Source organism: Microbacterium meiriae (genome assembly GCF_040685015.1).
Taxonomy (GTDB): Bacteria; Actinomycetota; Actinomycetes; order Actinomycetales; family Microbacteriaceae; genus Microbacterium; species Microbacterium meiriae.
The window spans coordinates 327,595-352,900 of the sequence record NZ_JBFBHD010000001.1 but is presented as its reverse complement, the minus strand read 5'-3'; the positions used below and the strand labels follow the sequence as shown (position 1 = coordinate 352,900).

Sequence of the window (25,306 nt, the reverse complement as noted above, 5' to 3'; positions counted from 1 at the left end):
CCCAGCATGATCCAGAAGGGGACGTTCATGTCGCACGCGACCATCGAGAAACCCGTCGAGGCTGACGCGCCGCCGACGACGCATGGCACCGACGAGAAGGGGAGGAAGGCCACGCGGACGGTCCTCGCGATCGGCTTCGTGGTCGTCGCCGCCCTCGCTCTCCTCCTCGTCTTCACCGCCCCGACCGAGGAGTCCTCGCGGATAACGATCGGGTTCTCGCTCAACAGCTTCTTCCTGTGGCTGGGCGGTCTGAATCCGTTGGTGCAGATCCCCGCCGTGCTGCTCGTGTTCGGCGTGGTCGTGGCGATCATCCTCGTGCTGATCGAGTTCGCGCCCCGCCCCGGTCGCGGCTACTCGATCATGCGGCTGGTCGCGTGCCTCGTCATCCCGGTGCTCGCCCTGCTGCTGCTTCGTCCCTACGCGAACGCCGTGGTGTACGTCGTCGCGATCGCACTGCTCGTCGGTGCGCTCCTCTTCTTCGCCGACTTCCGCGCCCGACAGGGAGCCGGTTACCTGTTCCAGCTCGTGCTGTTCATGGCTCCCGCGGCGATCATGCTGCTGCTGGGCCTCATCTACCCGGCGATCTCGACGATCTTCAAGTCCTTCTTCGACAAGTCGGGGAACCAGTTCGTCGGACTCGAGAACTACATCTGGGTCTTCACGAACCCGGTCGGTACGTCGTCGGTGATCAACACCATCATCTGGGCGCTGCTCGCTCCGGTGATCTCGGTGGTCATCGGTCTCGCGTACGCCGTCTTCATCGACCGCGCGCGCGGTGAGAAGTTCCTGAAGGTGCTCGTGTTCATGCCGGTGGCGATCTCGTTCGTCGGCGCCGGCATCATCTGGAAGTTCATGTACGACGCCCGCCAGGGCGACCAGATCGGTCTCCTCAACGCCATCGTCACCGCTTTCGGCGGCGACCCCGTGCAGTGGCTGGCCATCAAGCCCATCCTCAACACGCTCATGCTGCTCATCGTGTTCATCTGGACCCAGACCGGCTTCGCGATGGTCATCCTCTCCGCCGCGATCAAGGCCGTGCCGATCGAGCAGATGGAGGCGGCCGAGCTCGACGGCACGAACGCCTGGCAGCGCTTCCGCAACGTGACGGTGCCCGGCATCCGGTCGTCGCTGATCGTCGTCCTCACGACCATCACGATCGCCTCGCTGAAGGTGTACGACATCGTCGCCGTGATGACCGGCGGCCGGGACGAGACCAGCGTCCTCGGTTTCGAGATGGTCAACCAGCAGCAGCGGTTCCAGAGCTACGGGCACTCGTCGGCGCTCGCCGTCGTGCTGTTCCTGTTCGTGTTGCCGCTGATCGTCTACAACGCCCGATCGATGGCCAAGCAGAGGGAGATCCGCTGATGAGTGCAACCCAGGCCACCGTCGTGGACAACCGCACCAAGCGCCAGGTGGCGCGCGACACGCGTCGTAATGAGGCGACCGCCCACAAGAAGCTGACCTCGAAGGGGGCGACGATCGCGGCCGCGGTCATCGCGCTCTTCTGGACGATCCCGACCTTCGGCCTCTTCGTGACGTCGTTCCGTCCGGGCGCCGACACGCAGAACAGCGGCTGGTGGACGGTCTTCTCCAACCCGGAGTTCACGTTCGACAACTACGTGCAGGCGTGGAACTCGGGCGGGACCTCGACGACCCTCGCGACCGCGTTCATCAACTCGCTGGCCATCACGATCCCGGCCACCGTGTTCCCGATCGTGATGGCGGCGCTGGCCGCGTACGCGTTCGCATGGATCGACTTCAAGGGTCGGAACATGCTCTTCATCTTCGTGTTCGCGCTGCAGATCGTGCCGCTGCAGATGGCCCTCGTACCGCTGCTGAGCCTGTTCTCGGACGGGCTGACGATCAACGACGTGCCGATCTTCCCGGGGTTCGGGCTGAACGAGGTGCAGTACAGCTTCGCCCGCGTCTGGATCGCGCACGCGATCTTCGCGCTGCCGCTGGCGACGTTCATGCTCCACAACTTCATCTCCGAGATCCCGGGCGAGATCATCGAGGCGGCCCGCGTCGACGGTGCCGGACACGGACAGGTGTTCTTCCGGATCATCCTGCCGCTGGCGGCTCCGGCGATCGCGTCCTTCGCGATCTTCCAGTTCCTCTGGGTGTGGAACGACCTGCTGGTCGCGACGATCTTCGCCTCGCCCGGCGCCCTGCCGATCACCCAGGCGCTGAACTCGCTCTCCGGGACCTGGGGGAACAAGTGGTTCCTGCAGTCCGCGGGAACGTTCATCTCGATCATCGTCCCGCTGATCGTGTTCTTCGCCCTGCAGCGCTTCTTCGTCCGCGGCCTGCTGGCCGGCGCGACGAAGGGCTGACCCTTCGACGGGCTCAGGGCCCTTCGACGGGCTCAGGGACCCAGGTTCTGGGTCGCTGAGCCTGTCGAAGCGGCGGTGAAACACATCCCCGGCGGCGGGAGCCCGCGCCGTACCCTGAACAGATGAAGTACGCAGACTCCATTGTCGACCTCGTCGGCGACACGCCCCTGGTGAAGCTCCAGCACGTCACCGAGGGCATCGCGTGCACGGTGCTCGTGAAGCTCGAGTACCTGAACCCGGGCGGGTCGGCGAAGGATCGGATCGCGGCCCGGATCATCGACGCCGCCGAGGCCGCGGGGGACCTGCAGCCCGGCGGGACGATCGTCGAGCCCACGAGCGGCAACACCGGCGTCGGGCTCGCCCTCGTCGCCCAGCAGCGCGGCTACCGCTGCGTCTTCGTGCTCCCGGACAAGGTGGGCGAGGACAAGATCGACGTGCTCCGCGCGTACGGCGCGGAGGTCGTCGTGACCCCGACCTCGGTCCCGGCTGACAGCCCGGAGTCGTACTACAGCGTGAGTGACCGGCTGGCACGGGAGATCCCCGGGGCTTTCAAGCCGAACCAGTACGAGAACCCGAACGGGCCGCGCAGCCACTACGAGACGACGGGACCGGAGATCTGGCGGGACACCGACGGCCGGGTCACCCATTTCGTCGCCGGCGTGGGGACGGGCGGCACGATCACCGGCACCGGCCGCTATCTGCGCGAGGTGTCCGACGACGCGGTGCGCATCATCGGCGTCGACCCCGAGGGCAGCGTCTACAGCGGCGGCACCGGTCGGCCCTACCTCGTCGAGGGCGTGGGCGAGGACATCTGGCCGGGGGCGTACGACCCCGCGGTCCCGCACGAGATCGTCGCGGTCGGCGACGCGGAGTCCTTCGCGATGACGCGGCGCCTCGCCCGCGAGGAGGGCATCCTCGTCGGCGGCTCCAGCGGCATGGCCGTGGTCGGCGCGCTGCGGGTGGCGAAGGGCCTCCCGGCGGACGCGGTCATGGTCGTGCTCCTCCCGGACGGCGGGCGCGGCTACCTGGGCAAGATCTTCAACGACGGGTGGATGCGTTCCTACGGTTTCAGCGAGGTGGAGGAGGGGGAGACGGTCGCCGACGTGCTCGCGGCCCGGTCCTCCCGCCACGGCCTTCCCGACCTCGTGCACGCACACCCCACCGACACGGTGCTCGAGGCGATCGGCATGATGACGGAGTACGAGGTGTCGCAGCTCGTCGTCCTCAGCGCTGAGCCGCCGGTGATGATGGGCGAGGTCGTCGGCACCGTCGACGAGAAGGGCCTGCTCGACCTGCTCTTCCGTGGCGACGCCGAGCCGAGCGACGCCGTCGGCGCGCACGTGGGGGAGCGGCTGCCGCTGATCGGCATCCATGCGCCGGTCGCGCAGGCACGGGCCGCGCTCGCCGACGCCGACGCCCTCCTCGTCACCGAGGACGGCAAGCCCCACACGGTGCTGACCCGGCAGGATCTGCTCGGCTACCTCTCGCGGTGACGCGGGACGTAACAGGCCGGGACCCGTCGGAGGACCCGGACGTAGGCTGAGAGCATGTCCGACCACGCCCACGCCTTCGCCACACGAGCCATCCACGCCGGACAGGCGCCCGACCCGATCACCGGGGCGATCATCCCGCCGATCTATCAGGCGTCGACGCACGTGCAGGACGGCATCGGAGGGTTCCGCGAGGGCTACGAGTACAACCGCGCGGGCAACCCGACGCGCTCCTCCTTGGAAACGCAGCTCGCCGCTCTCGAGGGCGGGGTCGGGGCCCTGTCGTTCGCCTCGGGGCTCGCGGCGGAGGACGGTCTGCTCCGCGGCATCCTCAAGCCCGGCGACCACGTGCTCCTCGGCAACGACGTCTACGGCGGCACATACCGTCTGCTCACGAAGGTGCTCGCGCCGTGGGGGATCGACACGACCACGGTCGAGCTCTCCGACGTCGACGTGATCCGGGCGGCCATCCGTCCCGAGACCCGCATCGTGTGGCTGGAGACGCCGAGCAACCCTCTGCTGAAGGTCATCGACATCGCACTCATCGCCGAGGTGGCGCACGCGGCCGGGGTGCTCGTCGTGGTCGACAACACGTTCGCCTCGCCGGCTCTGCAGCAGCCGCTCGCGCTCGGCGCGGACCTCGTCGTGCACTCGACGACGAAGTACCTCGGCGGGCACTCCGACGTGCTCGGCGGCGCCGTCGTCTTCGGCGACGACCGCTTCGTCGAGGCCGTGAAGTTCCAGCAGTTCGCGGTGGGCGCGGTCTCGGCGCCGCTGGATGCCTGGCTGACGACCCGAGGCATCAAGACCCTCGCCGTGCGGATGCGGCAGCACTCCGAGAACGCCCAGGCGATCGCCGAGTGGGCGCAGGCGCGGCCGGAGTTCGCGCAGGTCTTCTACCCGGGCCTCGCCTCGCACCCCGGTCACGAGATCGCCGCGCGGCAGATGAGCGGCTTCGGCGGGATGCTGTCGCTGGGCCTCGCCGCGGGTGCGGACGCTGCCCGGGCCTTCGCCGAGAGCACGACCGTGTTCCAGCTCGCCGAGTCCCTCGGCGGCGTGGAGTCGCTCATCGGCTACCCGCCGGAGATGACGCACGCGTCGGTCCGCGGAACCGAGCTCGCCGTCCCGGAGAACGTCGTGCGTCTCTCCGTCGGCATCGAGGACGTGGCCGACCTCATCGCGGATCTCGAGGAGGGGCTCGCCCGCATCGCCCGCTGACCGGCACGCCGACCCGCGATCGCGGGGGCGTCCGACACAATGGGACGATGAATCGACGGATGCTGCTGTGGTGGGGCGTCGCCTGCCTCCTCCTGGCCACTGCCCTCGGCGCTCTCGTCGTCTTCGTGTATCCGCAGACGCCGGGCCTCGACCAGTGGTGGAACGACACGATCGCCGCGGTCCGCGCGGACTGGATGCTGAGCTTCGCCCTCGCGCTGAACTGGATCGGCGGCGGCTGGGTCGCCATCCTCGCCGTGCCGCTGGGGACGATCCTCGTCCTGCTGCTCCTGCGGCGATGGCGGGGTGCGCTGTTCGCCGCGCTCTGCTTCCTCGTCAGCGCGGGCGCCGTGCAGCTCCTGAAGAACATCTTCGGCCGTGCCCGACCGCACGACATGCTCGTCGTGAGCGATTACGGCTCGTTCCCGTCCGGCCACACCGCGAACGCGGCGACCATCGCCCTCGTGCTGTGGGTGCTCTTCCCGCGGGTGTGGGTGGCGATCGTGGGGGCCGCATGGATCGTGCTCATGGCTCTGTCGCGCACCTTCCTGTCGGTGCACTGGGCGACGGACACGCTCGGGGGTGCGTTCGTCGGGGCCGGGGTCGTCCTCGTGCTGGCGGCCTGGCTGGTGCCGTGGGTGCGACGCGACGTCGAGGCGACCGCACGCGCCGATAGGCTGAGCGGAACCTGACCTGCCCGAGGAGCCTCCGTGTCGCGTATCCGTCCCTACCGTCCGACCGATCGCGCGGCGATGTTCGAGATCTGCCTGCGGACGGCCGACGCCGGGGGAGACGCCACCGGGGTGCTGTCCGATGACGAGCTCTGGGGGAACCTCTTCGCGGTGCCGTACGTCGAGCGGCACCCGGACCTCGCCTGGGTCGTGGAGGCGGAGGACGGGCGCACCATCGGCTACATCGTCGCCACCGACGACACCGACGCGTTCTACGCCTGGTTCCGTGATGAGTGGTGGCCCACCCTTCACGCGCGCTATCCGCGGTCGGCCGACCCGCAGACACGCGAGCAGAAGCTGATCGAGTACGGGTACACGAGGGAGCCGGGCGTCGAGCCGAACGCGGCGGAGTATCCGGCGCATCTGCACATCGACCTGCTGCCGGAGACCCAGGGGCAGGGGCTGGGGCGCGGTCTCATCGAGACGCTCTTCGCCGAGTTGCGCCGACGCGGTGTCCCGGCCCTGCATCTGGGGATGGACCCCGCGAACAGCGGCGCGGCCGCCTTCTACGAGCGGCTCGGCATGACCCGGCTGCCGTCCGGACCGGGTGGTCTGACGTACGGGGTGCGCTTCGACGGCTGACGGCACCCGAAACGAGAGAAGACCTCCGCGATGCGGAGGTCTTCTTCGTCTGTGGCGGTGACGGCGGGATTCGAACCCGCGGTTGCTTGCACAACACACGCTTTCCAAGCGTGCTCCTTCGGCCGCTCGGACACGTCACCAGGGAACAACCTGTCCATCCTATCCGATGTCCCGCCGACCTCGTGACATACCGGCGATCACCGGGCGTGGCGGTGAAAGCTGTTATATTGCACGTCATCAGAGGTCCAGATATCTTCATGTGAGGACGCAAAGGCGTCAAGCGGATCCGGTTCTCTGGGGGGATCATGGGGACGAGTGCGACGACGGCACGACGTGACGAGGGACCGACGGGCGAAGACCCGCTCCTCGGCCCGCACGCCCTGCGGGCGTGGGTCACGGGAGCGCGGGAGGCCCGCACCCGCGTGTTCCTGCGGGAGACCGAGGCGGGGGCGGAGGCTGTCGCTGCGGCGGCAGGGCCCGAGGATGTGATCTTCCAGCCCCTCGAAACGACGTCGCGGCCGGGGACGGCGAGGATCGTCGGTTACAGCGGAACGCTCGCCGACCTCGGCGACGAGTTCTTCCTGGGGGAGCGCGGCGTCGAGCTCCAGGACTACATCGCGGCCTCGTTCGTCCAGATCATCGGACCGACGGCCGTGCGCTTCTTCGACGAGGCGAGCTGGCGCGCCTTCCTCGACGACGCCGATCTCGCCCGCAGCACCGGGGTCTTCGCAGCCGCGATGCTCGACCCCCGGGTGCTGCTCGCGGGTCGCCACGTTCTCGCGCGGCCGCACGAGGTGGAGACTCCGAGCGCCCTGCGCATCGACGCGGACGGTGGCGTGCACCTCGGGCTGCAGGGGCAGGAGATCGGTCACGTGCGCGACCTCCCCGCCGTCCTCGGGCAGGCCCTGCCCGAGGCATCGGCGCTGGGCGGCGTGCCCGGCTCGGCCGACCTCATCACCGAACTCGACGCCCGGCTGTGGATCGGCCGGTACCTCGATGCGGCCGATCTCCGGAAGATGCTCCGCCTGCCGAACGGCACCGGCCGGATCGCGGGCTTCGGGTGGACGCTCCTCGACGACGGCCTGGCGGATGCGGAGCCCGAGGCCACCGATCCGTTCCTGCTCGACACCGCCGAGGGGTTCCTGCTCGCCGATGTCGGGACGCGGCGCCGGCACCTGCTGTCCCCGCTGACCGCCACCGTGGTCGACGCGATCCAGACCTCGCGGACGCGCGGGCTGGCGGCGGCTCGCGTGGCACGGGCGTGCGGAGTGCCCGACGCGCATGCGCGGCGACTCTGCCTCGAGGCGCTGGAGGTGCTCGGCCTCCATCTCGGCCGTCCGGTCGAGAGCGGCCAGAGCGGCGGCACCCGATGAGCGTGCCGCACGCGCTGTGGACATCCATGCTCCCCGCCGACACCGCCTTCCCGACGGATCGCGTGGCGGTGGGCGCCTCCGGGCATCGGATCTCCTACGCCGACGGCTCCCACCGTCTGTGCGCGACGAGCGGGCTGTGGAACGTCCCCCTCGGCTTCGGCAACCCCCGGGTCGCCGAAGCAGTGAACAGGGCCGCGCACGACGCCTCGTATCTGTCGCTGTTCCGCGCACCGCACCGGTACGCCGAGGATGCCGCCGACGCCCTCATCGCCCTCGCGGGTTCCGAGCGCTACCGCCGCGTGATCTTCTCCACGTCGGGCGGGGCGGCCAACGATGCCGCGATGAAGCTCGCGCGGCAGTACTGGGCGCAGCAGGGCGCGGGCTCTCGATCCCTCGTCGTCGGTCTCCGCGGCAGCTATCACGGCACGATGTACGGCAGTCACGTGCTGAGCGGCGACGACCTGCTGCAGTCCGTCTACGGCGTCGACCGGCGGACGGTGCGGCACGTGTCGCACTCCGACGACGGGGAGGAACTCGCGGCGCTGCTGGAGCGCGAGGGGTCCCGCGTCGCCTCGGTCGTGGTGGAGCCGGTCCTGGGCAGCGGCGCCCACGCCCTGTCCGACGCCTTCGTCCACCGTCTCCTGGAGCTGCGGGAGCGGCACGGGTTCCTGCTGGTCGCGGACGAGGTCGCGACCGGCTTCGGCCGCACCGGCTCGCTGTTCGCCACCGACCGCTGGGCGTCCGCTCCGGACGTCCTCATCCTGTCGAAGGCGCTGACGAACGGCGCGATGGGGGCCGCCGCGCTCCTCGTCGGACACCGCATCGCGATGGCCTACGCGCGCGGCGGGTGGACCTTCGTCCACGGGGAGACGCAGGCGGGCACGCCGGCCTGCGCCGCGGCGATCCTCGCCGTGATCGACGAGCTCCGCCGTGTCGACGTCGAGGCGACCGCCCAGGCACTGGCGACCGCGCTGCACCGCCTCGCCCGGAGCTGGCAGGACGAGGGCATCGTCACCGATGTCACCGGCTCCGGCTGCTTCGTCGGCCTGGGGCTCCGCCGGCCCGACGACTCCCCGCTCTCCGGCACCGAGGTCCTGGAGGTGGTGTCCGCCATCTCCGACAGCGGCGTCGTGGTCCACCCCGGTCCGAGCTCCTTCCAGCTCATCCCCGCCTACGGCTTCTCGCCGGCGGAACTGGCCGAGACCGATCGTGCCGTGCGGGCCGGTCTGGCGCGCGTGCGGGAGGCGGCGGCATGAGCGCGCCCTTCGCCGGCCGCGTCCCCACACTGTGGCACGGGCCCCGCGCCCGAGAGACGACGGGGCGTCTGACGGCGGGGCGGCACACGCTCGTGATCGCCGACGCGGCCGTCGCGCACACCTTTCCGACCGCACAGCAGGTGCGGAGGATGACGGTGGACGCCTCCGCGGTGGACGAGGTCGGGGTCCTCCTGATCGCCGACGAGATCATCCGGCGCCCGCCCGAGGTCATCGTGGCCGTCGGAGGCGGAAGCGTCCTCGATGCGAGCAAGATCGCGGCCCTGGCGCTCAGCCCCGGACGCCTCTTCGACTTCGCCCTCCGGCACGCGGCGACGGCAGCGCTCACGGTCCTGCCCGACGCGCCTCCGCCCGTCGACATCATCGCGATGCCGTCGACACTCGGCACGTCCTCGGAGACGAACAGCGTCGCCATCCTCCGGAACAGGTACGGGTCCCGGCTCCTCATCGGTCGACCGCTGCGCCCGCGTCACGCCGTCCTCGATCCCGAACGGCTCGCCACGCTCAGCCCCGCTGCCGTGCGGGAAGGGGCGCTGGAGGCCTTCCTCCGGGTGGCCGGAGCGTCGACGAGCCCGCGGACGGAGCGAGCGGAGCGCGACGCGAGGCTGCTCGGCCGCGCTCTCCTCGAGGTCGCAGCCGGCGAAGCGATATCGGCGGCGGGGCGCCTGCGTCTCGCGCGCCTGAGCGCCGCCACCCAGCGCACGGCAGCGCTCCGCGGACCCGATCCGTACAGCGCCCGACACTGGTACCTCGCGAACGAGGTCGCCTTCCATCTCGGCGTCCGCAAGATGACGGCCACCGTGGCGGTCATCGCCGCGGTCTGGCGTCGGATCGGCGCGGGCGATCTCCGCTGGGGCGACGGCGCCAGCCTCGACGCCTTCTGGACAGGCGTCGTGGACGCGACCGGACTGCCGCGTGACCCGGCCGCCGGCATCGCCACGCTCGTCGATCAGGCAGACCTCCCGTCACCGCCGCGCCCGAGCGCACGGGAGATCGATCGGATCGCCGCCGCGGTCGAGACCGCATGGGGAGACCACCGACCCATGCTGCGTGGAATCCGCGCCGCGGACATCCGCGCCGTGCTCCACGACTCCCGGTGGAGCACGCCCCCGGTCGGCGATCGCCGGCCCCGAACGGACGAGAGGAGGTGATGTGAATGAACGACAGCACGGAGATGAGCATCCGATTCCAGGAGCTCGACCCGATGGAGGCGCCCAGCTGGGACAGCTTCTACCAGGGCGTGATCGGCGCGCTGGTCCTCATCGGGATCGGCGCGGCAGCCGCCACCTGATGCCGCCTGGCCGCATCCGGATCAGACAGAGGAAGGAGGGACGCATGACCGCAGCACTGCCGGCGCTCGAGTTCACCGAACTCGAGGCCATGGATGCGCCGGGCGATGCCGACGACTACATCCGCGGCTTCGCCGTGGGCGTGATCATCGGAATTCTCGCTCTGACCTAGGAGGTGCACGTTGCAGACCACGTCGCTGGAGTTCCTGGAACTCGAACAGATCGACACCCCGCTCGAGTGGTGGGAGCACGCGAGCTACATCATCGCGATCATCGGCGGAGCCGCCGCCATCGCGACCTGACAGAGGGTGCGGGCGGGATCGTCCGCCCGCACCCCCCGACCATCCCTGCGAGGAGAGGCGATGCACGGATGACATCCCTGATCACCGAGACCGTGGCGGCACGGCTCGACCTGGTCGGCGCGACCGCCCGCGGGCAGGATCTGTACGCCGGGGTCGGCACAGACTTCTACGACCGGCTCGTCGGCCCGGACCGGGCGGAGGTCCGGGAGGTCCTGGTGCTCGCGCGCGCGGTCCCCGGTCCCGTCCTCGACCTCGCCGCCGGGAGCGGACGGCTGACGGTGCCGCTCGTGCGCTCCGGGCATCACGTCACGGCGGTCGATCTCTCGGCGGACATGCTCGCGCGCCTCCGCGGAGCCGTTCCGCACGGCGGGACGGTCGAGTGCGTCGTCGCGGACATGCGCGACCTCGCGCTCGACGGGCCGTACGGTCTGGTCATCCTCGGGGCGACCTCCATCACAGTGCTCGACCGGGAAGGCCGGGCGCGTCTCTACGCGGGTGTCCGACGTCATCTCGACTCCACCGGTGTCTTCGCCCTCACCGTCGCGGGCAGAGCGTCGGCGGACCGCCTCGCGGTGACGGCCGACCGCGAGATCGTGGTTCCCGGAAGCGCCGGAGACGAGCCCTACCTGTTCGCGCAGCAGATCGAGGACGACGGCGCCGTACGGGTGGTCAACTGGGTCCGTCTCGCCGACATCGCCCCGGGCGCGGAGGTGCCGGTGCTCACGAGCCGGCTGCACGTGCTGAGCCCCGAGATCCTGGCCGACGAACTCGTCGCGGCCGGCTTCACGGCGCCCCGGATCTCTCCGGTGCGGACTCCTTTCCCCGGGGAGATCCTGCTCCTCACGACGTCTCTCTCCGGGGATCGAGGGGGTGCGCGATGACCGCCGCGGATTCCCGGTCCCTGTGGCGACAGCGCGGACGAGGGCGGGACCCCCTCACCGCGGAGACGTGTCCCGCTCTGGCGACCGGCGTGGATTTCGAGCCCACCGGCGAGGGCTCCGTGTGGCTCGCCACGGTGCAGGGTGTCCCGTCCGCGCGGCTGTCCCGGGCGGTGGTCGACCTGCTGACGGCGATGGACGGCCGGACCCCGGTCTCCGCGCTGCGGGTACGCTTCGCGCCGGAGGCGACCGACGAGAGCGTGCTGCGACTGGTGGAGCGCTTCCGCGACAACGGTCTCCTGGACGGGGGCACGTCCCGCCCACCCGGCCGCGTCGCCTACCGACCGCCGTTCACCCTGCAGTTCGCGACGCTCCGTGCGCCCGCCCTCTTCGCGCGCCTGGACCGGCTGGTCGTCCCCGTCCCGCGCCGAGCAGCCCTCGCGGCCGTCGCCGCGGTGCTCGTTGCCGGGGCCGTCGCCGCGATCCTGCAGGCCGGCGATCTCAGGAACGTGCTCACGCGCCCCCTACCGCTCACCGGCTTCGTCGTCGTCGTCGTGGCGCTGGGACTCGCGACGCTGTTCCACGAGGCCGCGCACGGGCTCACCCTCACCCGGCTGGGCGGTCGGCCCCGACGCGCCGGGTTCATGCTCTTCTACCTCACGCCCGCGTTCTTCGTCGATGTGACGGACGGATGGCGGCTCGCCGACCGTCGGCATCGTGTGGCGATCGCGCTCGCCGGTCCGGCCGTCCACGCCACCGCGGCGGCGGTGGCGATGCTCGCGGCTCTCGGCCTGCCGGCGTCGACGGCCCGCGAGACGCTGCTGCTCCTCGCGATCTCCTGCACTGTCGTCGTCCTCGTGAACCTGATCCCGTTCGTGCGGTTCGACGGGTACATCGCGTTGATGAGTGCGCTGGACGAACCGAATCTCCGGGGGAGGACGGTCCGCGACGGCGCGGGCTTCCTCGCCCGCGTCCTGTTCGGCGGTCCGCGGCAGCCTCGGGCGCTGGAGCGGTGGTGGAGTGTGCCGTTCGGCCTGTGCTGTCTGATCGCGCCGGTCGTGATGGTGCTGTTCGCGGTCGTGCGGACCGCACAGCTGCTCGCCGGAGGCGGGCCGGGGGCGAGCCTCGTCGTGCTCGCCCTGGAGAGCGTCGTGGTCGTGGTGGGCGTCGCCCTCCTGGTGCGCGCACTGATCCGTGTGCGGCGATCCGGTGTCTCCCGGACTCGTCTCGTCGCGGTGACCGCCGCGCTCGCCGTCGGCACGGTGGCCGCCGGCATCCTCATCCCCGTCCCGACGGCCGCGACACTCGGGTACTGGGTGGACGACGACCGCGTGGTCCTGGTCCGCGGAGGAGCGGACGCCGGTGCAGACATCCCGGACGGTGCACGCGTCATCCTGTCGACGCGGGGGATCCTCGCGAACGAGGACCGGGGCGAGGGGAGGACCGCGGTCCGCCCTGCGGCGGAGGCCGAGGTTCCGATCGAGGCGCTGTACCCGGTCAGGGTGCCCGGGGTGACTGTCGCGGCGACGGCCGTTGCGGAGGTCGAGGTGACCGGGGAGAGGAGCGCCCTGCCGGCAGCCGGACAGGCGCGGGTCGAGCTGGGCACGACCCCGCTGTGGCATGCGCTCTGGGCGGCGGCCGTGTCGCCGCTGGCGACCCCCACGAGCGAGGAGGAGAGAGGATGACCATGAATCAGCACGCCATCGAGGTGCGCGGCCTGACAAAGAGGTTCGGACACCGCACCGCCGTCGAGGACCTGTCGTTCGCCGTGCCCCGCGGAGCGATCGTCGGGCTGCTCGGACCGAACGGCGCAGGGAAGTCGACGACGCTGCGCGCGATCGTCGGCCTCGTGCGCCCGACCGGAGGAGAGACCCTCATCGACGGGGCCCCGTTCGGTGCGCTCGACAACCCCGCCGTGCACGTCGGCGTCCACATGGACGGGTTCGGCTTCGAGCCGGGCATCTCGGGGCGACGGCATCTGGAGATCTGCCGCCTCGCCGCCGGGGCGCCCCGCGACCGCGTCGACGAGGTCCTCGGCGAGGTCGGGCTGGCCGCCGATGCGCGTCGCCGCGTGAAGACGTACTCGACGGGCATGGCCCAGCGGCTCGGGCTGGCCGCCGCATTGATCGGCGCGCCGCGGACGCTCATCCTCGACGAACCGGCCAACGGGCTGGATCCCGACGGCATCCGCTGGCTGCGCCGGTTCCTCCGCGGTTTCGCCGAACGCGGCGGCACGGTCCTCGTCTCCAGTCATCAGCTCCCCGAACTCGAGCAGGTCGTGGACGAGGTCGTCGTGATCAAGCGTCGGGCGCTCTTCGCCGGACGGCTGGACGATCTGGTCACCGGCGGGGCCGACTCGCTCGAGAGCCGGTACTTCGACCTCGTCGAGGGAGCCCCGGCGTGAGCGGCGTGATCCGCAGCGAGCTGCTGCGCGCGGTGAGCGGGCTGTCGATCCTCGCCGTGTACCTCGTCGCCGTCCTCATGCCGACGTTCGTGCTCTTCTCCGACGGCTCGCGTTTCGCTCTGGACGGCCTCGACGCCGGCGCGGCGACGGCGCGACTGCTGGAGCCGCTCGCGTGGTCGGTCGTCTCGGCGGCGTTCGTCGGTGCCTACCCCGTGACGCGGGAGTACTACTACGGCTCCATGGACCGCACGCTCACGGCGGTCGGCTTCCGTCGCGCCTTCCGAGGGAAACTGGTCGCCGGTGTCCTCATCGCCCTGGCGCTGGCCGGCGTCGTCTTCCTGCTGTGGACGCTCGCGATCTCCCTCCTGCTCGCGCGCCACGGGCTCGCGCTCGTCTTCACCGCCGAGGCATGGCGGATCATCGCCGGGGCCGTGGCCGGGGTCGTCCTCGGTGCTCTCATCGGCGGGGCGATCGGCTGGATCACCCGGAACTACTACGCGACGGCGATCATCGTCCTCGTCTTCCCGATGGCGCTGGAGTTCGCGCTGCTGCGGACGGCACCGGAGGTCGCGCGGTTCTCACCCGGGATGGCCATCGCCGCGCTGAGCGTGCCGGAGTACCAGGGACGGCTGCTCGCCTTCGCGCCTGCCCTCGGCATCGGGGTGGCGTGGGCGATCGGTCTCGTCGCGCTCGCCGCCGTCCGAGGACGCCGGAGCGTCGCGTGATCGGTCGGGCGCTGCGGGCGCAGGCGCGCGGCGCGGCCGGGGATGTCGTCCTCCTCGGGATGGCACTGGCGGCCTTCGTGCTGTCCCTGTCCCTGGCGACCAGCATCCCGGCGGAGCTCGGCGATGCGCCACGGGAGGCGCGGGAAGGACTGGTGGCCCCGTTCGACGCCGTGCTCGCGACCTACGCCGGCATCCTCGCCGCCGTCTACGGTTCATTCCGCTACACGATCGACCGACGGGACGGTGTCGTCGCGCAGCGACTGATGCTGGAGTCCCGGTGGGCGATGCTCGTCGTCCGTATGCCTGCCTCGGCGCTGGGCGGCGCGGTCGTCGCGGTCGCGGCCGTCCTCGGCGGCCGCGCGGCGCTGTTCGTCACGATGGGCGGGATCCCCGTGCATCCGTCCGCCGTCATGGCCGCCCTCGCCCTCGGCGCGGCCGCCGCCCTCTGGGGCCTGGGGGTCGGCATCGTCGTGCAGGCGCATCTCGCGGCGCTGTTCGTCACCGCGTTCTCGATGGGGGTCGGGCTGCTCGTGGCGATGTTCTGGAGCGCCGGCGCCGTCTACCTGCCTCTTCCTGCTCTGCTCGACGCCTTCCGGTTCGACGGGTCCGCCATCGGCATCCCGGCGGGCGGAGGACTCGGGCTGCTGGCGGCGCCGATCGCGGCGGGCTGGATCCTCCTCGCCGTGGGGGCGGGATCGGCCGTGTTCCTGCGGCGGGACGTGACCTAGGCCCGCGGGAGGCGACGTAGGATTCCTGGGTGGCCACCCCCAAGATCCTCCTCTTCTACGCGTTCACCCCGCTCGCCGACCCGGAGGCCATCCGCGTCTGGCAGCGCGATCTCGGCGAGGCGTTGGGGCTGCGCGGTCGGCTGCTGATCTCGTCGCAGGGCATCAACGGCACTCTCGGCGGCGACCTCCCGGTGCTGAAGAAATGGGTGCGGTCATTCCGCTCCTATGCGCCCTTCCGCGACGCCGACATCAAGTGGAGCGAGGGCACCGGGCTCGACGCGTCGGGTCGCAGCCTCGACTTCCCGAAGTTGAGTGTGAAGGTGCGCGACGAGATCGTGTCGTTCGGCGCCCCGGATGAGCTGCGGGTCGACGCGGACGGCGTCGTCGGCGGGGGCGCGCGGCTCACCCCCGAACAGCTGCACGCCCTGGTCGCCGAGCGCGGGGACGAGGTCGTGTTCTTCGACGGACGGAACGCGCTGGAGGCCGAGATCGGACGCTTCCGTGGCGCCGTCGTGCCGGATACGGAGACCACCAGGGACTTCGTGCGCCTGCTCGACTCCGGCACCTACGACGACCTGAAGGGCAAGCCCGTCGTCACGTACTGCACCGGCGGCATCCGCTGCGAGGTGCTGTCGAGTCTCATGGTCGCCCGCGGCTTCGGCGAGGTGTATCAGCTGGAGGGCGGCATCGTCCGCTACGGGGAGACCTTCGGCGACGACGGCCTCTGGGACGGATCGCTCTACGTCTTCGACGGGCGTGGATCCGTCGACTTCTCGGACCACGCGCGGGTCATCGGTGTGTGCGTGGGATGCGGCGCGGCGACCAAGCGCACCGCCAACTGCCCTGACCCGTCGTGCCGCGTGCAGTCCGTCGTCTGCGCGGACTGCGAGGCCGTCGCGTGCCCGGCGCATGAGGCCACCGTGCCGACGCGGGCCTGAGCGGCGCGACGACGACGGTCACACCAGGAGCCGGGTGTCTGATCCGCGCGGGGCGTAGAGCGACCGCGGCAGCAGCAGTGCGCGTGCCCGCGTCGACCCGTCGACATGCGCGCGGAGACTGGCGAGCACGGACTGCAAGGGCGCGCCGAGGTCGTCCTCCGCCGCGGACGCGCGGGCGTAGTTGGCGCGCTCCACTGCCGCGATGAGCCGCCCCAGCGCAGCCTCGTGGGCTCCCGCATCCCTGACGAGACCGGCGGCCCGCATCCGCGGACTGTCCGCATCCGAGACCGCGATCCGGAGATCGATCAGGGTGTCGCGCAGTTCCGCCCAGGCCGCGGCAGCGTCTCCGCGAGCGGCACGGCGCATCCGGAGGCGCCGCTCGACGAGCCGGACGAGCGCGGGAAGGAGGAGGAGCGCCACGACGCCGAGAACGGTGAGGACCACCGGCGTCGGGTCCAGCCGGCGCAGCTCTCCGGAGTCCGTCGAGCCGGCATCGGCATCCCGCCGATCGACCTCGGGGCCGGAGGTCTCCTCCGTCTGGGGTGCGGTCGTCGGCGCAGGAGTGGCGGGGCCTCCGCCGGTCCCGCCTGCGGTCGTGCCCGCCCGGAAGGCCGTGGGGACGCCGAGCGAGGCGGTCGGCTCGAACGGCACCCAGCCGATCCCGGGGAACAGCACCTCGGGCCAGGAATGCAGCTGATCGCTCGACACCGAGAAGATCGACTCGTCTCCGCGCTTCTCGTCCGTGAGGGACCCGGGGAGGTAGCCCACCACGATGCGCACCTGCATGCCCAGGCTCTCGGCCATGAGGGCGAAGGAGCCGGCGAAGTGCACGCAGTATCCGGACCGCTCTTCGAGGAATCGTGCCACCGCGTCCGCGCCGGTCCCGTCGAACCCCTCGTCGACCGGCGTCTCCAGCGAGTACTCGAACTGCGACCGGAACCAGTTCTGCAGGGCGACGAGGCGGTCGTAGTCGGTCTCCTCGTCCGCGGTGACCTCCGTCGCCAGCCGGGAGATGATCCCCGGAAGCTCGACGTCCTCGTCCTCCGCGTCCGCGAGGGGCGGGGCGGCCTCCGCGGCGCGGATCTGCTCCAAGGTCGGCGTCACGCGGAGCGAGGTGACCGTGTAGTCGTTGCCGACCGCATCGGCGCGGCGGGAGAAGAGGGTGCGGTTCTCGGGCGACACGCGCCACGCGGCGCTCAGACCCTGCACTTCCGTGGCCGGATACGGCAGCGGGAGCCAGGAGCTCGACATGCGCAGCACCCGGATCGAGGTCGTCTGCTCCGCGGTGGTGATGTCGTCCCCCCACTCCGGATCCCCGAAGCCGTCGACCTGAGACTGCAGGTCCCCGCGATCCGGCTGCCAGACGCGGCCGTCGAACCGGGAGAGCGTCGTGAGGCGGAGATACGGGGCGGTGTCGGTCTTCGCGGCCACGGTCAGCACCTCGACCGGACTCGGCTGCCGCAGATCGTCGCCCAGCCGTAGCGAGGCATCGACAGTCACGCCGACCCCGGTGCCGGTGATGGTCGAGCCGACCGGGAGCAGCGGCGTCACGACGAGGGTGGTCGCGACGGCGGCGGCACCGACGGCGACCGCGACGCCGGCCGACGCGCGGCGCGGTGACTCCGGATGCCGACGTGCGGTGAAGCGGAACACGAGGAGCGCCACGACCGCCGCGAGGGCGAACCAGGCCACATTCGGGGCACCCAGGGTGATGATCATGGGCACCGCACCGGTGACGCCCAGAAACACGGTCGTGAGCACGGCGGAGCGACTCGCGATCAGGAGATCGAGCAGGATCGCGACGACCGCGAAGCCCGCTCCGAGGGCGGCCGCAAGCCCCGGAGAGGCCTCCAGCGGGGCCGAACCGAAGACGATCTCCTCTGCCGCGGCGGATGCGAGGGCCTGGAACAGGCCGAAGGTGCGGGGCGTCGGCACGACCCCCGCGATCGCGGTGTCTCCGGCGAGGAGCAGCGTGAGGACGCCGACCGCCACGATGACCTGCGCCAAAAGGGCGAGCAGCCCGGCGATACCCTCCGAACGCCCGCGTAGGAGATGACGCACGAGCGCGCCGATCCCCACGACCGCGATGATGACGACGGTCGCGACGAACGACCAGGTCCCCGGAGCGATGACGGCGGTGAACGGCCACAGCGCCGTGAGGGCCGCGAGGCCGGCGAGGGCCGCCGGAGCGAGGACACCGGACGGCGGCTCCTCCCGGTCACGGTGCCAGCGTGCGCGGGTGTCGGCGGGCACGGGGGCGGGTCGCGTGCGCTCAGCGCGGAACATCGGCGGCTCCCGTCCGCGCCGACAGCGCGTCGTCCCAGGCATCCGCGACGTCGACGCCGAGCCGGGTCACGGTCCAACCGTGCTGGCGGGCGGCGTCCTCCGTTCCCGGGAGCGGATCGGTACTGAACAGCAGCGGCGCTGCCGCCCCCGCCGGACGCAGGAGCGCGGCGTCCTCCTCGTCCAGCCGACCGGTCACGTAGACGAGCGGCCCCGGCGGTGTCCCGCCCAGGAGCGCGGCGAGGTCGCGCCTCTCGCCGCGCGGCGTCACCATCGCCAGGGAGACCAGCAGGCCGTCCCTGTCGTCCTCGTGTCCGCGGAGCACGCCGAGGAGCGTGCCGGCGCTGTCCAGCACGTCGACGCTGTACCCCTCCGCAGCGAGGTGCACGGCGGCGGACGCGCACAGGGAGACCGCGGCCTCGAACGCCGGGTCGACGGCATCGGTCCCCGTGGTCCAGCCGCCGGCGGCGCGGTCGAGCACGACGACCGCGTCGGGGCTCGACTCCTCCTCCTCCTGCCGGACCATGAGTTCGCCGCGGTGCGCCGTCGCCCTCCAGTGGATGCGTCGCATCGAGTCACCCGGTGCGTAGCCGCGGGGGGAGAGGTTGTCGCTGCCCTGGCCCAGGCGGGTGGACGAGGTGTGCGCGGTCCCGCCCGCGGCGCCGATCCGCACGGCGAGCGGGGTGAGCGCGAAGACCTCCGGCACGACCGTGATGGTGCGCGTGTCGCCGAAGGCCTGCTCGCGCTGGGCGAGACCGAACGGGTCGACGGTGCGCAGCAGGAGGGGGCCCAGCGGCCAGACACCCCGGCGGACACCGGTGATGAGGTAGTTCAGCTGGGGTGTGTCCCCGGGATACTCGCCCCCCGAGTCGCCGGCGACCGCGGTGGGGAGGACGTCGTGCCAGAGCCCGTGCGGGACCCGGAGGGCGCGCAGCGTGAAGCGGACCGTCACCCGCGAGGTCTCCGAGACCGTGAGCAGGTCGGTCGAGATCTGTCGGCTGACCGTTCCGGAGCGTCGCGGGAGACGCACGGCGAGGGCGGCGAACAGCGTGAGCGCAGCCAGCAGGATCCCGAGGTACAGGAGGATCCTGGCGCCGAGGACGTTGGCCGCGATCACGCACCCGAGCGCGGCGACGAGCGCACCGGTGCCGCGCGGCGTGAGCAGTCGACGTCGGCGCATGATCGCGTCCTCAGGAGCGGGTCGCGACGGGGACGCGGACGCGCTCGGCGATCTGGGTGAGTGCGGCCTCGACCGGCTGCGCGCCGGCACGGTGGGCCCCGCGGGCGGGGAGCAGCCGGTGCGCGAACACGGGGATCAGCAGGTCGGTGATGTCGTCCGGGATGACGTAGTCGCGGCCGTCCAGCGCGGCCCAGACCTTCGCGGCGCGGACGAGCTGCAGCGTGGCCCGCGGGCTGGCGCCGAGGTGCAGGCTGGGGTCGTTCCGCGTCGCCTGGGCGAGGGAGACGGCGTACTCCTCGAGGGCGGGCGCCACGTGCACGGCGCGCGCCCACGCGATGAGCTGGGAGATCGCGGCGGCGTCCGCGACGGGGGTGACGGTCGCCAGCGGATTCACGACGTCGCGCTGCCGGAGCATGAGGGCCTCGGCCGCGGGATCGGGGTAGCCCATCGAGATGCGCATCATGAAGCGGTCGCGCTGCGCCTCGGGGAGCGCGTACGTGCCCTCCATCTCCAGCGGGTTCTGCGTGGCGACCACGAGGAACGGATCGGGCAGCCGGTGGGTGGAGCCGTCGACCGTGACCTGCCCCTCCTCCATGGCCTCCAGCAGCGCCGACTGGGTCTTGGGGGAGGAGCGGTTGATCTCGTCGGCGATGACGATGTGCGCGAAGATGGCGCCGCGTTTGAACTCGAACTCGCGGTCGACGGGGTTGTAGACGGACACGCCCGTCACGTCGCCGGGAAGGAGATCCGGGGTGAACTGGATGCGCCGGACGGTGGCATCGACGGTGGCGGCGAGGGCGCGCGCCAGCATGGTCTTCCCGACCCCGGGCACGTCCTCGATGAGCAGATGGCCTTCGGCGAGCAGGCAGACGAGGGCGCTGCGCACGGCCTCGGGCTTCCCGTCGATCACCTGGCTGATCGAGCCGAGGATGGCCGCCGTCTGTGCGGCGAATCCGTCGGCGTCGATCGCGACCGGGCTCAGGGGGGCGTTCTCTGGCATGCGTTCCCTCTCGTCCGGCGCAACGATGCGCGTGCATCGATCGTACGCTCCGCACGGCCTGCGGGACCATGTCGGGCTGGCCGGTCTGCGGGGACGGCAGGGTCGGCCGTCAGCCCCAGATCCGGTACCGCGGCTCCGCGGGGTCGAGCAGCGCAGGGGTGAGGCGGGCGACCTGGAGCAGCGCGAGACCCGTCGTCCCCCGGAGTTCGTGGAGCTCGCACTGCCCGACCGTCTCCCGCCACCGCGCGGCGAAAGCCTCGGCGTCGGCTCGGCGGCGGGAGAGCGCTGCGGGAACCGGCAGCAGACGACGACCGGGGACGGCGCGGTCGACGATCGAGCGGATGCGGTCGAGCACGGGACCGGGCCGGCCGAAGATCCCCTGGTCGACCCGCAGGAGGAAGCGCGGGCTCTCGGCCACGGCGAACAGCTCCTGCAGGGCGTCGGCGATCAGTGCGCGGTCGCTCCGCGGTCCGGCGATCTCGATCCAGAAGTCGGCGGCGGAGCGGTTGCGCACCCGGACGGTCGAGGCATCGAAGGGCCCCACCCGTCCGGCGTCGTGGAGGGACCGGGCGATGGCCAGCGCGGCGCCGCCGTACAGAGCAGCGGGGTCACGGAGGCGGTGCAACGCGCGCAGCACGCTGGACCCGCACACCACAGCGGTCGCCAGCACGCCGCCGAGCGCCGCGACGGTGACGCCCGCCTCCAGCGGGAGGGAGACTGCGCCGATCGCCCCCAACGCCGCCGTTCCGAGGGCGATGCCGGTCGCGCTGAATCCGAATGTCAGGGGCACGGCAGCGGCGAGGGTCGGTCCCGTCCGCAGCAGGCGGGCCTCCGGCGTCGTGCGGACGGAGACCACGTCGCGCTCCCGGGAGTCGTGAGGCTCGCCGATCCGCCAGTCCGCTCTGGTCTGGGCGCGGGTGGGGAGCCGCGAGAGCGTCTCCTCGTTGATCCTCTCGATCGTGGCGCCGGGGACCTTCTCGAGGACGTCGTCGAGTGCGGCGATCGCGGCGGAGGGGAGCGCGTGGTCCAGTCCCGAGACGATCCGGGTGCCGTCGTCGGCGCTGAGCCCCCAGAGGTGTCCGTGTCGTCGTCGCAGGCGCTGCGTCTCGGCGGGGCTGTCCAGGTCGACGGACGCGGGGATGACGCACGCCACCGACCAGTTGTGCGCCACCTTCTCCGGCCATGCGGGGTCGAGACGCAGGGTGCGCCCCCGGAGCTGCTGGGTGCCGGTGCTCGTCGCCACCGCGGTCAGATCGATCAGCGTGTTCACCGACGGGCAGTCCCACCCCTCGCCGAGGAGTCCTCGGGTGCCGACGAGCACCCGCACGGTGCCGCGTCGGATCAGCTCCGAGACGGCCGCGACGACCTGGCCCCGTCCGGCCTCGGCGACGCGGAGATCCCGCGTGCCTCCTGCTCCGTCGACGACCGTCACCTCGTCCCCGAGCACCGCGGACAGCTGCTCCGCGAGGTCGGCGGCATCGACGGCCCGCACCCGCAGATGATGGGCGGTCAGCAGCACCGGACGCAGCGTCCCTGTCACCTCGTCGGCGGCCAGGAGGTCGAAGACGCGGAGCGCGCCGGCGGGCTGCCCGGTGAGCCCGCGGCGGCTCCCGTGCTCGACGAAGTCGGTCACGATCACCGCCCGCATCTGGGCGCCGGCGTCTCCGCTCAGCTCGCGGCGCAGGATGTCCACGGCTGCGCGGTCCTTCGCCACCGAAGACGTCAGTGTGGTCTCCACCGGGTCCCGGCCGCGTCGCAGCCCCCGATCGGTGAGGTGCAGGCCGAAATCCGCGAGAGCTCCGCGCACGTGCTCCCATTGGCGCAGGGCGGCGGGGTCGGTGAGTAGGCGCGTCTGCGCGAAACGGGTGAGGACGGTGAGGAGGTCGTCGGTCGTGCAGCGGCCGAACAGCACCGGCGGCAGGAGCGCGCCGAGCGGATGCCCCGGCGCCGCGGCTCGGAGGACGACGCCGGCGGCCCGGGTGAGCGTGAAGTCCGTGGAGAGCGCGTGCTCCAGCCGTGCCCGCCGCGCGATGTCGGGGTCATCCGTCCCCGTCGGTGGCACGGAGCCCGCCGCCGGCTCCGGCTGCAACGTCGCCTCCAGATACGCCACGCCATCCGGCGAGGACAGCACCTGCCCGACGAGATCCGCGAGCAGGGCTTCGTGCCGGCGGATGAAGGCGGCCTCGGTCGGGTCCGGCTGGGTGAACCAGATCGAGTCCCGATAGGGCGCGAGGTGGCCCTCCTTCACCACCGCGGGGGCGGGCACCTCGTAGTCCACGTCTCCGAGCAGGCGCGTGTAGTTCTCGTACTCGACACCGTCGTCGGGGGAGGGGAGCGTCGCCGTCAGGCCGATCAGGACCGGGGGCGATCCCGCGGCCCGGATGCGCGCCGCCAGGTAGGCGACGACCAGCGCCCAGTGGTCGAGCAGGTGATGGCACTCGTCCAGGACGATCGTGCGCACTCCGGAGCCGACGATCGCGTCGATGACCTCCACGGCGTTGGGGTGCAGCACCCGGGCCAGCTCCTCCGGGCGCTGCTGCGAGAACGAGCGGCGCACCCGGCGTACCCGCCGCCGCAGTCCTGAGCGGTAGCGATCGGGATTGTCGACCTCGAGTGTGGCGAGCCAGGTCGCCGCATCGGCCTCGGACCGATCGGTCTCGGCGAGCTCGGCGATCCACCGATGACGCGCCAGCTCCTCGAACGGCGAACCGTCGCCGGTGACGCTGAGGAGTTGGTAGGTCAGCACGGTGAGGTCTCCGAGCCGCCGCGGATCGTCCGAGACAGCGTCGTCCTCGGGGGCGAGCTTCCGCGCCTCCCGGAGCCATTGCTGGCGGATGGTGAGCGTCGGAGTCAGGACGAGCGTGCGGTGTCCCTCCCGCGCGGCGAGCAGCAGTCCGAGCAGGGTCTTGCCGGAACCCGGCGGTGCGACGACGTGCATCTTCTCGTCGGAGCCGACCTCGATGCGCTCCAGCACCTCGGCCTGGTACGTGCGCAGCGGTCCGCGGAACCGCCACGACGAGAGCGGGTGGGCGAGCGGATCCATGACCTGCACAGTCTCTCAAAGAGTGCGGTGTGTCATCGCGCCGGTCGGCGTCGGGTAGAGTGGACGACGGCTCTCCGCGTGGCGGCATCCAGGCCAATTCCCCCAGGGCGGAAACGCAGCAAGGGTAACCGGGCTCTGCTGGGTGCGCGGAGGGTCTTTTCTTTTGCCCGCGTCCAGCCGGCCCCAGGGTGCTCCTGCGACAATCGAGCGGTGACCGTTCCTCCGCCGGCCAGACCCGAGCATCCGCTGCGGCGATTCGCGTCGCCCGTGCTGCTGCTCGCGGCGATGTGGGCGGTGCAGTTCGCGGACGCCGTGCTGCCGGGCTCGTTCAGCGGCCTCGGCATCCGCTCGTGGGATCCCGCCGGGCTGCTCGGGATCGTGTTCGCGCCGCTGCTGCACGCGAGCTGGGCGCATCTGATCGCGAACTCCGTCCCGTTCCTCGTGCTGGGCTGCCTGGTGGCCGTCGAGGGCACGCGCCGATTCTGGGCGGTCACCGTGATCGTCGCGGTCGTCGGCGGGCTCGGGACCTGGCTCGTGAACGCGCCCGGCACGCTGACGGTCGGCGCCTCCGGACTCGTGTTCGGCTACTTCGGCTACGTGGTGATGCGGGTGTTCGCCCCCGGCCGGGTGGCGCATCGCATCCTCTACGCGGTGATCGCCGTCGTCGTGATCGGCCTCTACGGCGGCACCATGCTGGCCGGGGTGTTCGGAGTGGCGGACGGCGTGTCCTGGCAGGGGCACCTCTTCGGCGCCATCGGAGGCGGTGCGGCCGCGCTCGCCGGACGGCGTCCCGACCAGCGCCGCGCCATCGGACGATGACGGCTCCGCGCACGAGGAGGACGACGGGGACGCGGACCACGTCGACCCGGCGGCCCGCCGCGTCGCGCGAGGCCGCCAACCGCCGACGCCGCGAGGCCCGCCGTCGAGCCGCCCGGCGCGCACAGCGGAAGCGGACCCTGCGGCGCGTCGCCGTGTCCGCCGCCGTGGTGGCCGCGGGGGCGGCGCTGCTCGTGCTCATCCCGCTGGGGCTGGCGAGGGATCCGGCGCCGGTCTGCCTCGACCGTCCGTCGACCTTCCCCCAGGCAGGGGTGGCCGGATGGAGCGGTGAACAGCTCGAGAACGCTGCGACCATCATCCGGACCGCCGACGAGCTCGGGTTCGCGCGGGACGGCCAGATCCTCGGCGTCATGACCGCGATGGGGGAGAGCAGTCTGCGCAACATCGACTACGGGGACTGGGAGACGCGCGGCTGGACCAATCCGGATGGATCGCGCACGACGAGCATCGGCCTCTTCCAGCAGCAGGACTGGTGGGGGAGCGCGGAGCAGCGGATGGATCCGGCCACCGCCGCCCGGTTGTTCTTCGAGCGCCTCGGACGCGTGCCCGACTGGCCGTCGATGGCGCCCTCGCATGCCATCCACCGGGTGCAGGTGAACACCGATCGGGACTACTACACGCGGTATCAGGAGGACGCGACGGCGGTCGTCGACGTGCTCTCCGGTCCGTGCGAGTGACCGCCGCGATTGTCACGGCAGCTG

The 25,306-nt window shown here is 71.7% G+C and carries 24 protein-coding genes, 1 tRNA gene and 1 other RNA gene; 21 read left to right on the top strand and 5 right to left on the bottom strand.

Translation table 11 applies throughout. The annotated features are described in order from the left end of the window. Window positions 1-27: 27 nt before the first annotated feature. From AB0N68_RS01770 to AB0N68_RS01745, 6 genes are all read left to right on the top strand, one after another. Window positions 28-1,365 carry a carbohydrate ABC transporter permease gene (locus tag AB0N68_RS01770; protein ID WP_187662184.1) on the top strand — a complete coding sequence of 446 codons (1,338 nt, stop codon included), beginning with the start codon at window positions 28-30 and terminating at the stop codon, window positions 1,363-1,365. Continuing rightward, window positions 1,365-2,333 carry a carbohydrate ABC transporter permease gene (locus AB0N68_RS01765; protein ID WP_187662183.1) on the top strand — a complete coding sequence of 323 codons (969 nt, stop codon included), beginning with the start codon at window positions 1,365-1,367 and terminating at the stop codon, window positions 2,331-2,333. Before AB0N68_RS01770 ends, AB0N68_RS01765 begins: the two co-directional genes overlap by 1 nt. 122 nt (window positions 2,334-2,455) lie before the next feature. Next, complete coding sequence (locus AB0N68_RS01760; protein WP_280568618.1) at window positions 2,456-3,826, top strand: cystathionine beta-synthase; 1,371 nt, start codon at window positions 2,456-2,458, stop codon at window positions 3,824-3,826. Window positions 3,827-3,880: 54 nt separating this feature from the next. Beyond that, complete coding sequence (locus AB0N68_RS01755; protein WP_280568614.1) at window positions 3,881-5,041, top strand: cystathionine gamma-synthase; 1,161 nt, start codon at window positions 3,881-3,883, stop codon at window positions 5,039-5,041. A gap of 47 nt (window positions 5,042-5,088) precedes the next feature. Further along, on the top strand, window positions 5,089-5,730 hold the full coding sequence (locus AB0N68_RS01750) for a phosphatase PAP2 family protein (protein ID WP_232089083.1): 642 nt from the start codon (window positions 5,089-5,091) through the stop codon (window positions 5,728-5,730). 18 nt (window positions 5,731-5,748) lie between these two features. Beyond that, window positions 5,749-6,351, top strand: a complete 603-nt coding sequence (locus tag AB0N68_RS01745) for a GNAT family N-acetyltransferase (protein ID WP_187662180.1) — start codon at window positions 5,749-5,751, stop codon at window positions 6,349-6,351. 52 nt (window positions 6,352-6,403) lie between these two features. On the opposite strand, the gene AB0N68_RS01740 is transcribed toward AB0N68_RS01745, so the two are convergent. Continuing rightward, window positions 6,404-6,491 (bottom strand) — tRNA-Ser (locus AB0N68_RS01740). A 165-nt stretch (window positions 6,492-6,656) separates the two neighbouring features. Here AB0N68_RS01740 and mpaB point away from each other — a divergent pair. From mpaB to trhO, 12 genes are all read left to right on the top strand, one after another. Further along, the gene (gene mpaB / locus AB0N68_RS01735) at window positions 6,657-7,724 is read left to right on the top strand and encodes a daptide biosynthesis RiPP recognition protein (RefSeq protein ID WP_280568608.1); all 1,068 of its coding nucleotides are present in this window, start codon (window positions 6,657-6,659) and stop codon (window positions 7,722-7,724) included. Next, a complete protein-coding gene (gene mpaD, locus AB0N68_RS01730; RefSeq protein WP_280568605.1) occupies window positions 7,721-8,980 on the top strand; it encodes a daptide-type RiPP biosynthesis aminotransferase in 1,260 nt (419 codons plus the stop codon). Before mpaB ends, mpaD begins: the two co-directional genes overlap by 4 nt. Further along, a complete protein-coding gene (mpaC, locus tag AB0N68_RS01725; protein WP_280568602.1) occupies window positions 8,977-10,149 on the top strand; it encodes a daptide-type RiPP biosynthesis dehydogenase in 1,173 nt (390 codons plus the stop codon). Before mpaD ends, mpaC begins: the two co-directional genes overlap by 4 nt. A 5-nt stretch (window positions 10,150-10,154) precedes the next feature. Next, window positions 10,155-10,289, top strand: a complete 135-nt coding sequence (mpaA1, locus tag AB0N68_RS01720) for an MpaA1 family daptide-type RiPP (protein WP_259951368.1) — start codon at window positions 10,155-10,157, stop codon at window positions 10,287-10,289. Window positions 10,290-10,333: 44 nt separating this feature from the next. Then, window positions 10,334-10,459 (top strand): MpaA2 family daptide-type RiPP, encoded by a 126-nt coding sequence (gene mpaA2, locus AB0N68_RS01715; RefSeq protein ID WP_257721411.1) that lies wholly within the window; start codon window positions 10,334-10,336, stop codon window positions 10,457-10,459. Between the two features lie 10 nt (window positions 10,460-10,469). Then, window positions 10,470-10,589 (top strand): MpaA3 family daptide-type RiPP, encoded by a 120-nt coding sequence (gene mpaA3, locus AB0N68_RS01710; RefSeq protein WP_292788270.1) that lies wholly within the window; start codon window positions 10,470-10,472, stop codon window positions 10,587-10,589. 68 nt (window positions 10,590-10,657) lie between these two features. Continuing rightward, the gene (gene mpaM / locus AB0N68_RS01705; protein ID WP_292797574.1) at window positions 10,658-11,470 is read left to right on the top strand and encodes a daptide-type RiPP biosynthesis methyltransferase; all 813 of its coding nucleotides are present in this window, start codon (window positions 10,658-10,660) and stop codon (window positions 11,468-11,470) included. Further along, complete coding sequence (gene mpaP / locus AB0N68_RS01700) at window positions 11,467-13,152, top strand: daptide biosynthesis intramembrane metalloprotease (RefSeq protein ID WP_292797577.1); 1,686 nt, start codon at window positions 11,467-11,469, stop codon at window positions 13,150-13,152. The genes mpaM and mpaP overlap by 4 nt, the downstream gene beginning before the upstream one ends. Continuing rightward, complete coding sequence (locus AB0N68_RS01695) at window positions 13,149-13,871, top strand: ATP-binding cassette domain-containing protein (protein ID WP_259951371.1); 723 nt, start codon at window positions 13,149-13,151, stop codon at window positions 13,869-13,871. The genes mpaP and AB0N68_RS01695 overlap by 4 nt, the downstream gene beginning before the upstream one ends. Further along, window positions 13,868-14,596: an ABC transporter permease gene (locus AB0N68_RS01690; protein ID WP_259951372.1), complete on the top strand. Its 729-nt coding sequence runs from the start codon at window positions 13,868-13,870 to the stop codon at window positions 14,594-14,596. The genes AB0N68_RS01695 and AB0N68_RS01690 overlap by 4 nt, the downstream gene beginning before the upstream one ends. Continuing rightward, window positions 14,593-15,324, top strand: a complete 732-nt coding sequence (locus tag AB0N68_RS01685; RefSeq protein ID WP_187662174.1) for a hypothetical protein — start codon at window positions 14,593-14,595, stop codon at window positions 15,322-15,324. The genes AB0N68_RS01690 and AB0N68_RS01685 overlap by 4 nt, the downstream gene beginning before the upstream one ends. A 29-nt stretch (window positions 15,325-15,353) precedes the next feature. Next, on the top strand, window positions 15,354-16,262 hold the full coding sequence (gene trhO / locus AB0N68_RS01680) for an oxygen-dependent tRNA uridine(34) hydroxylase TrhO (RefSeq protein WP_292797584.1): 909 nt from the start codon (window positions 15,354-15,356) through the stop codon (window positions 16,260-16,262). Window positions 16,263-16,280: 18 nt separating this feature from the next. Here trhO and AB0N68_RS01675 read toward each other — a convergent pair whose 3' ends face one another. From AB0N68_RS01675 to AB0N68_RS01660, 4 genes are all read right to left on the bottom strand, one after another. Then, window positions 16,281-18,548: a transglutaminase TgpA family protein gene (locus AB0N68_RS01675; RefSeq protein WP_292797587.1), complete on the bottom strand. Its 2,268-nt coding sequence runs from the start codon at window positions 18,546-18,548 to the stop codon at window positions 16,281-16,283. After that, window positions 18,535-19,725: a DUF58 domain-containing protein gene (locus AB0N68_RS01670; RefSeq protein WP_259951376.1), complete on the bottom strand. Its 1,191-nt coding sequence runs from the start codon at window positions 19,723-19,725 to the stop codon at window positions 18,535-18,537. Before AB0N68_RS01670 ends, AB0N68_RS01675 begins: the two co-directional genes overlap by 14 nt. 10 nt (window positions 19,726-19,735) lie before the next feature. Next, complete coding sequence (locus AB0N68_RS01665; RefSeq protein ID WP_187662170.1) at window positions 19,736-20,725, bottom strand: AAA family ATPase; 990 nt, start codon at window positions 20,723-20,725, stop codon at window positions 19,736-19,738. A 109-nt stretch (window positions 20,726-20,834) separates the two neighbouring features. Then, window positions 20,835-23,768, bottom strand: coding sequence for a DEAD/DEAH box helicase family protein (locus AB0N68_RS01660; protein ID WP_292797591.1), 2,934 nt, complete (start codon window positions 23,766-23,768; stop codon window positions 20,835-20,837). Between the two features lie 65 nt (window positions 23,769-23,833). Between AB0N68_RS01660 and ffs the strand changes: the two genes are divergently transcribed. The 3 genes from ffs (at window position 23,834) to AB0N68_RS01645 (ending at window position 25,282) form a co-directional block, all read left to right on the top strand. Further along, an RNA gene (ffs, locus tag AB0N68_RS01655) (signal recognition particle sRNA small type) lies at window positions 23,834-23,930 on the top strand. Window positions 23,931-23,978: 48 nt separating this feature from the next. After that, entirely contained in the window at window positions 23,979-24,587 is a 609-nt protein-coding gene (locus AB0N68_RS01650) for a rhomboid family intramembrane serine protease (RefSeq protein WP_280568572.1), read from the top strand. After that, a complete protein-coding gene (locus AB0N68_RS01645) occupies window positions 24,584-25,282 on the top strand; it encodes a hypothetical protein (RefSeq protein ID WP_313366739.1) in 699 nt (232 codons plus the stop codon). Before AB0N68_RS01650 ends, AB0N68_RS01645 begins: the two co-directional genes overlap by 4 nt. The last annotated feature ends 24 nt before the right edge of the window (window positions 25,283-25,306 follow it).

Bases quoted from the DNA above. Each gene is read 5' to 3' on its own strand.
- AB0N68_RS01770 (WP_187662184.1), top strand. From the start codon at position 28: ATGTCGCACGCGACCATCGAGAAACCCGTCGAGGCTGACGCGCCGCCG.
- AB0N68_RS01765 (WP_187662183.1), top strand. From the start codon at position 1,365: ATGAGTGCAACCCAGGCCACCGTCGTGGACAACCGCACCAAGCGCCAG.
- AB0N68_RS01760 (WP_280568618.1), top strand. From the start codon at position 2,456: ATGAAGTACGCAGACTCCATTGTCGACCTCGTCGGCGACACGCCCCTG.
- AB0N68_RS01755 (WP_280568614.1), top strand. From the start codon at position 3,881: ATGTCCGACCACGCCCACGCCTTCGCCACACGAGCCATCCACGCCGGA.
- AB0N68_RS01750 (WP_232089083.1), top strand. From the start codon at position 5,089: ATGAATCGACGGATGCTGCTGTGGTGGGGCGTCGCCTGCCTCCTCCTG.
- mpaB (WP_280568608.1), top strand. From the start codon at position 6,657: ATGGGGACGAGTGCGACGACGGCACGACGTGACGAGGGACCGACGGGC.
- mpaD (WP_280568605.1), top strand. From the start codon at position 7,721: ATGAGCGTGCCGCACGCGCTGTGGACATCCATGCTCCCCGCCGACACC.
- mpaC (WP_280568602.1), top strand. From the start codon at position 8,977: ATGAGCGCGCCCTTCGCCGGCCGCGTCCCCACACTGTGGCACGGGCCC.
- mpaA1 (WP_259951368.1), top strand. From the start codon at position 10,155: ATGAACGACAGCACGGAGATGAGCATCCGATTCCAGGAGCTCGACCCG.
- mpaA2 (WP_257721411.1), top strand. From the start codon at position 10,334: ATGACCGCAGCACTGCCGGCGCTCGAGTTCACCGAACTCGAGGCCATG.
- mpaM (WP_292797574.1), top strand. From the start codon at position 10,658: ATGACATCCCTGATCACCGAGACCGTGGCGGCACGGCTCGACCTGGTC.
- mpaP (WP_292797577.1), top strand. From the start codon at position 11,467: ATGACCGCCGCGGATTCCCGGTCCCTGTGGCGACAGCGCGGACGAGGG.
- AB0N68_RS01695 (WP_259951371.1), top strand. From the start codon at position 13,149: ATGACCATGAATCAGCACGCCATCGAGGTGCGCGGCCTGACAAAGAGG.
- AB0N68_RS01675 (WP_292797587.1), bottom strand. From the start codon at position 18,548: ATGTTCCGCGCTGAGCGCACGCGACCCGCCCCCGTGCCCGCCGACACC.
- AB0N68_RS01670 (WP_259951376.1), bottom strand. From the start codon at position 19,725: ATGCGCCGACGTCGACTGCTCACGCCGCGCGGCACCGGTGCGCTCGTC.
- AB0N68_RS01665 (WP_187662170.1), bottom strand. From the start codon at position 20,725: ATGCCAGAGAACGCCCCCCTGAGCCCGGTCGCGATCGACGCCGACGGA.
- AB0N68_RS01660 (WP_292797591.1), bottom strand. From the start codon at position 23,768: ATGGATCCGCTCGCCCACCCGCTCTCGTCGTGGCGGTTCCGCGGACCG.
- AB0N68_RS01645 (WP_313366739.1), top strand. From the start codon at position 24,584: ATGACGGCTCCGCGCACGAGGAGGACGACGGGGACGCGGACCACGTCG.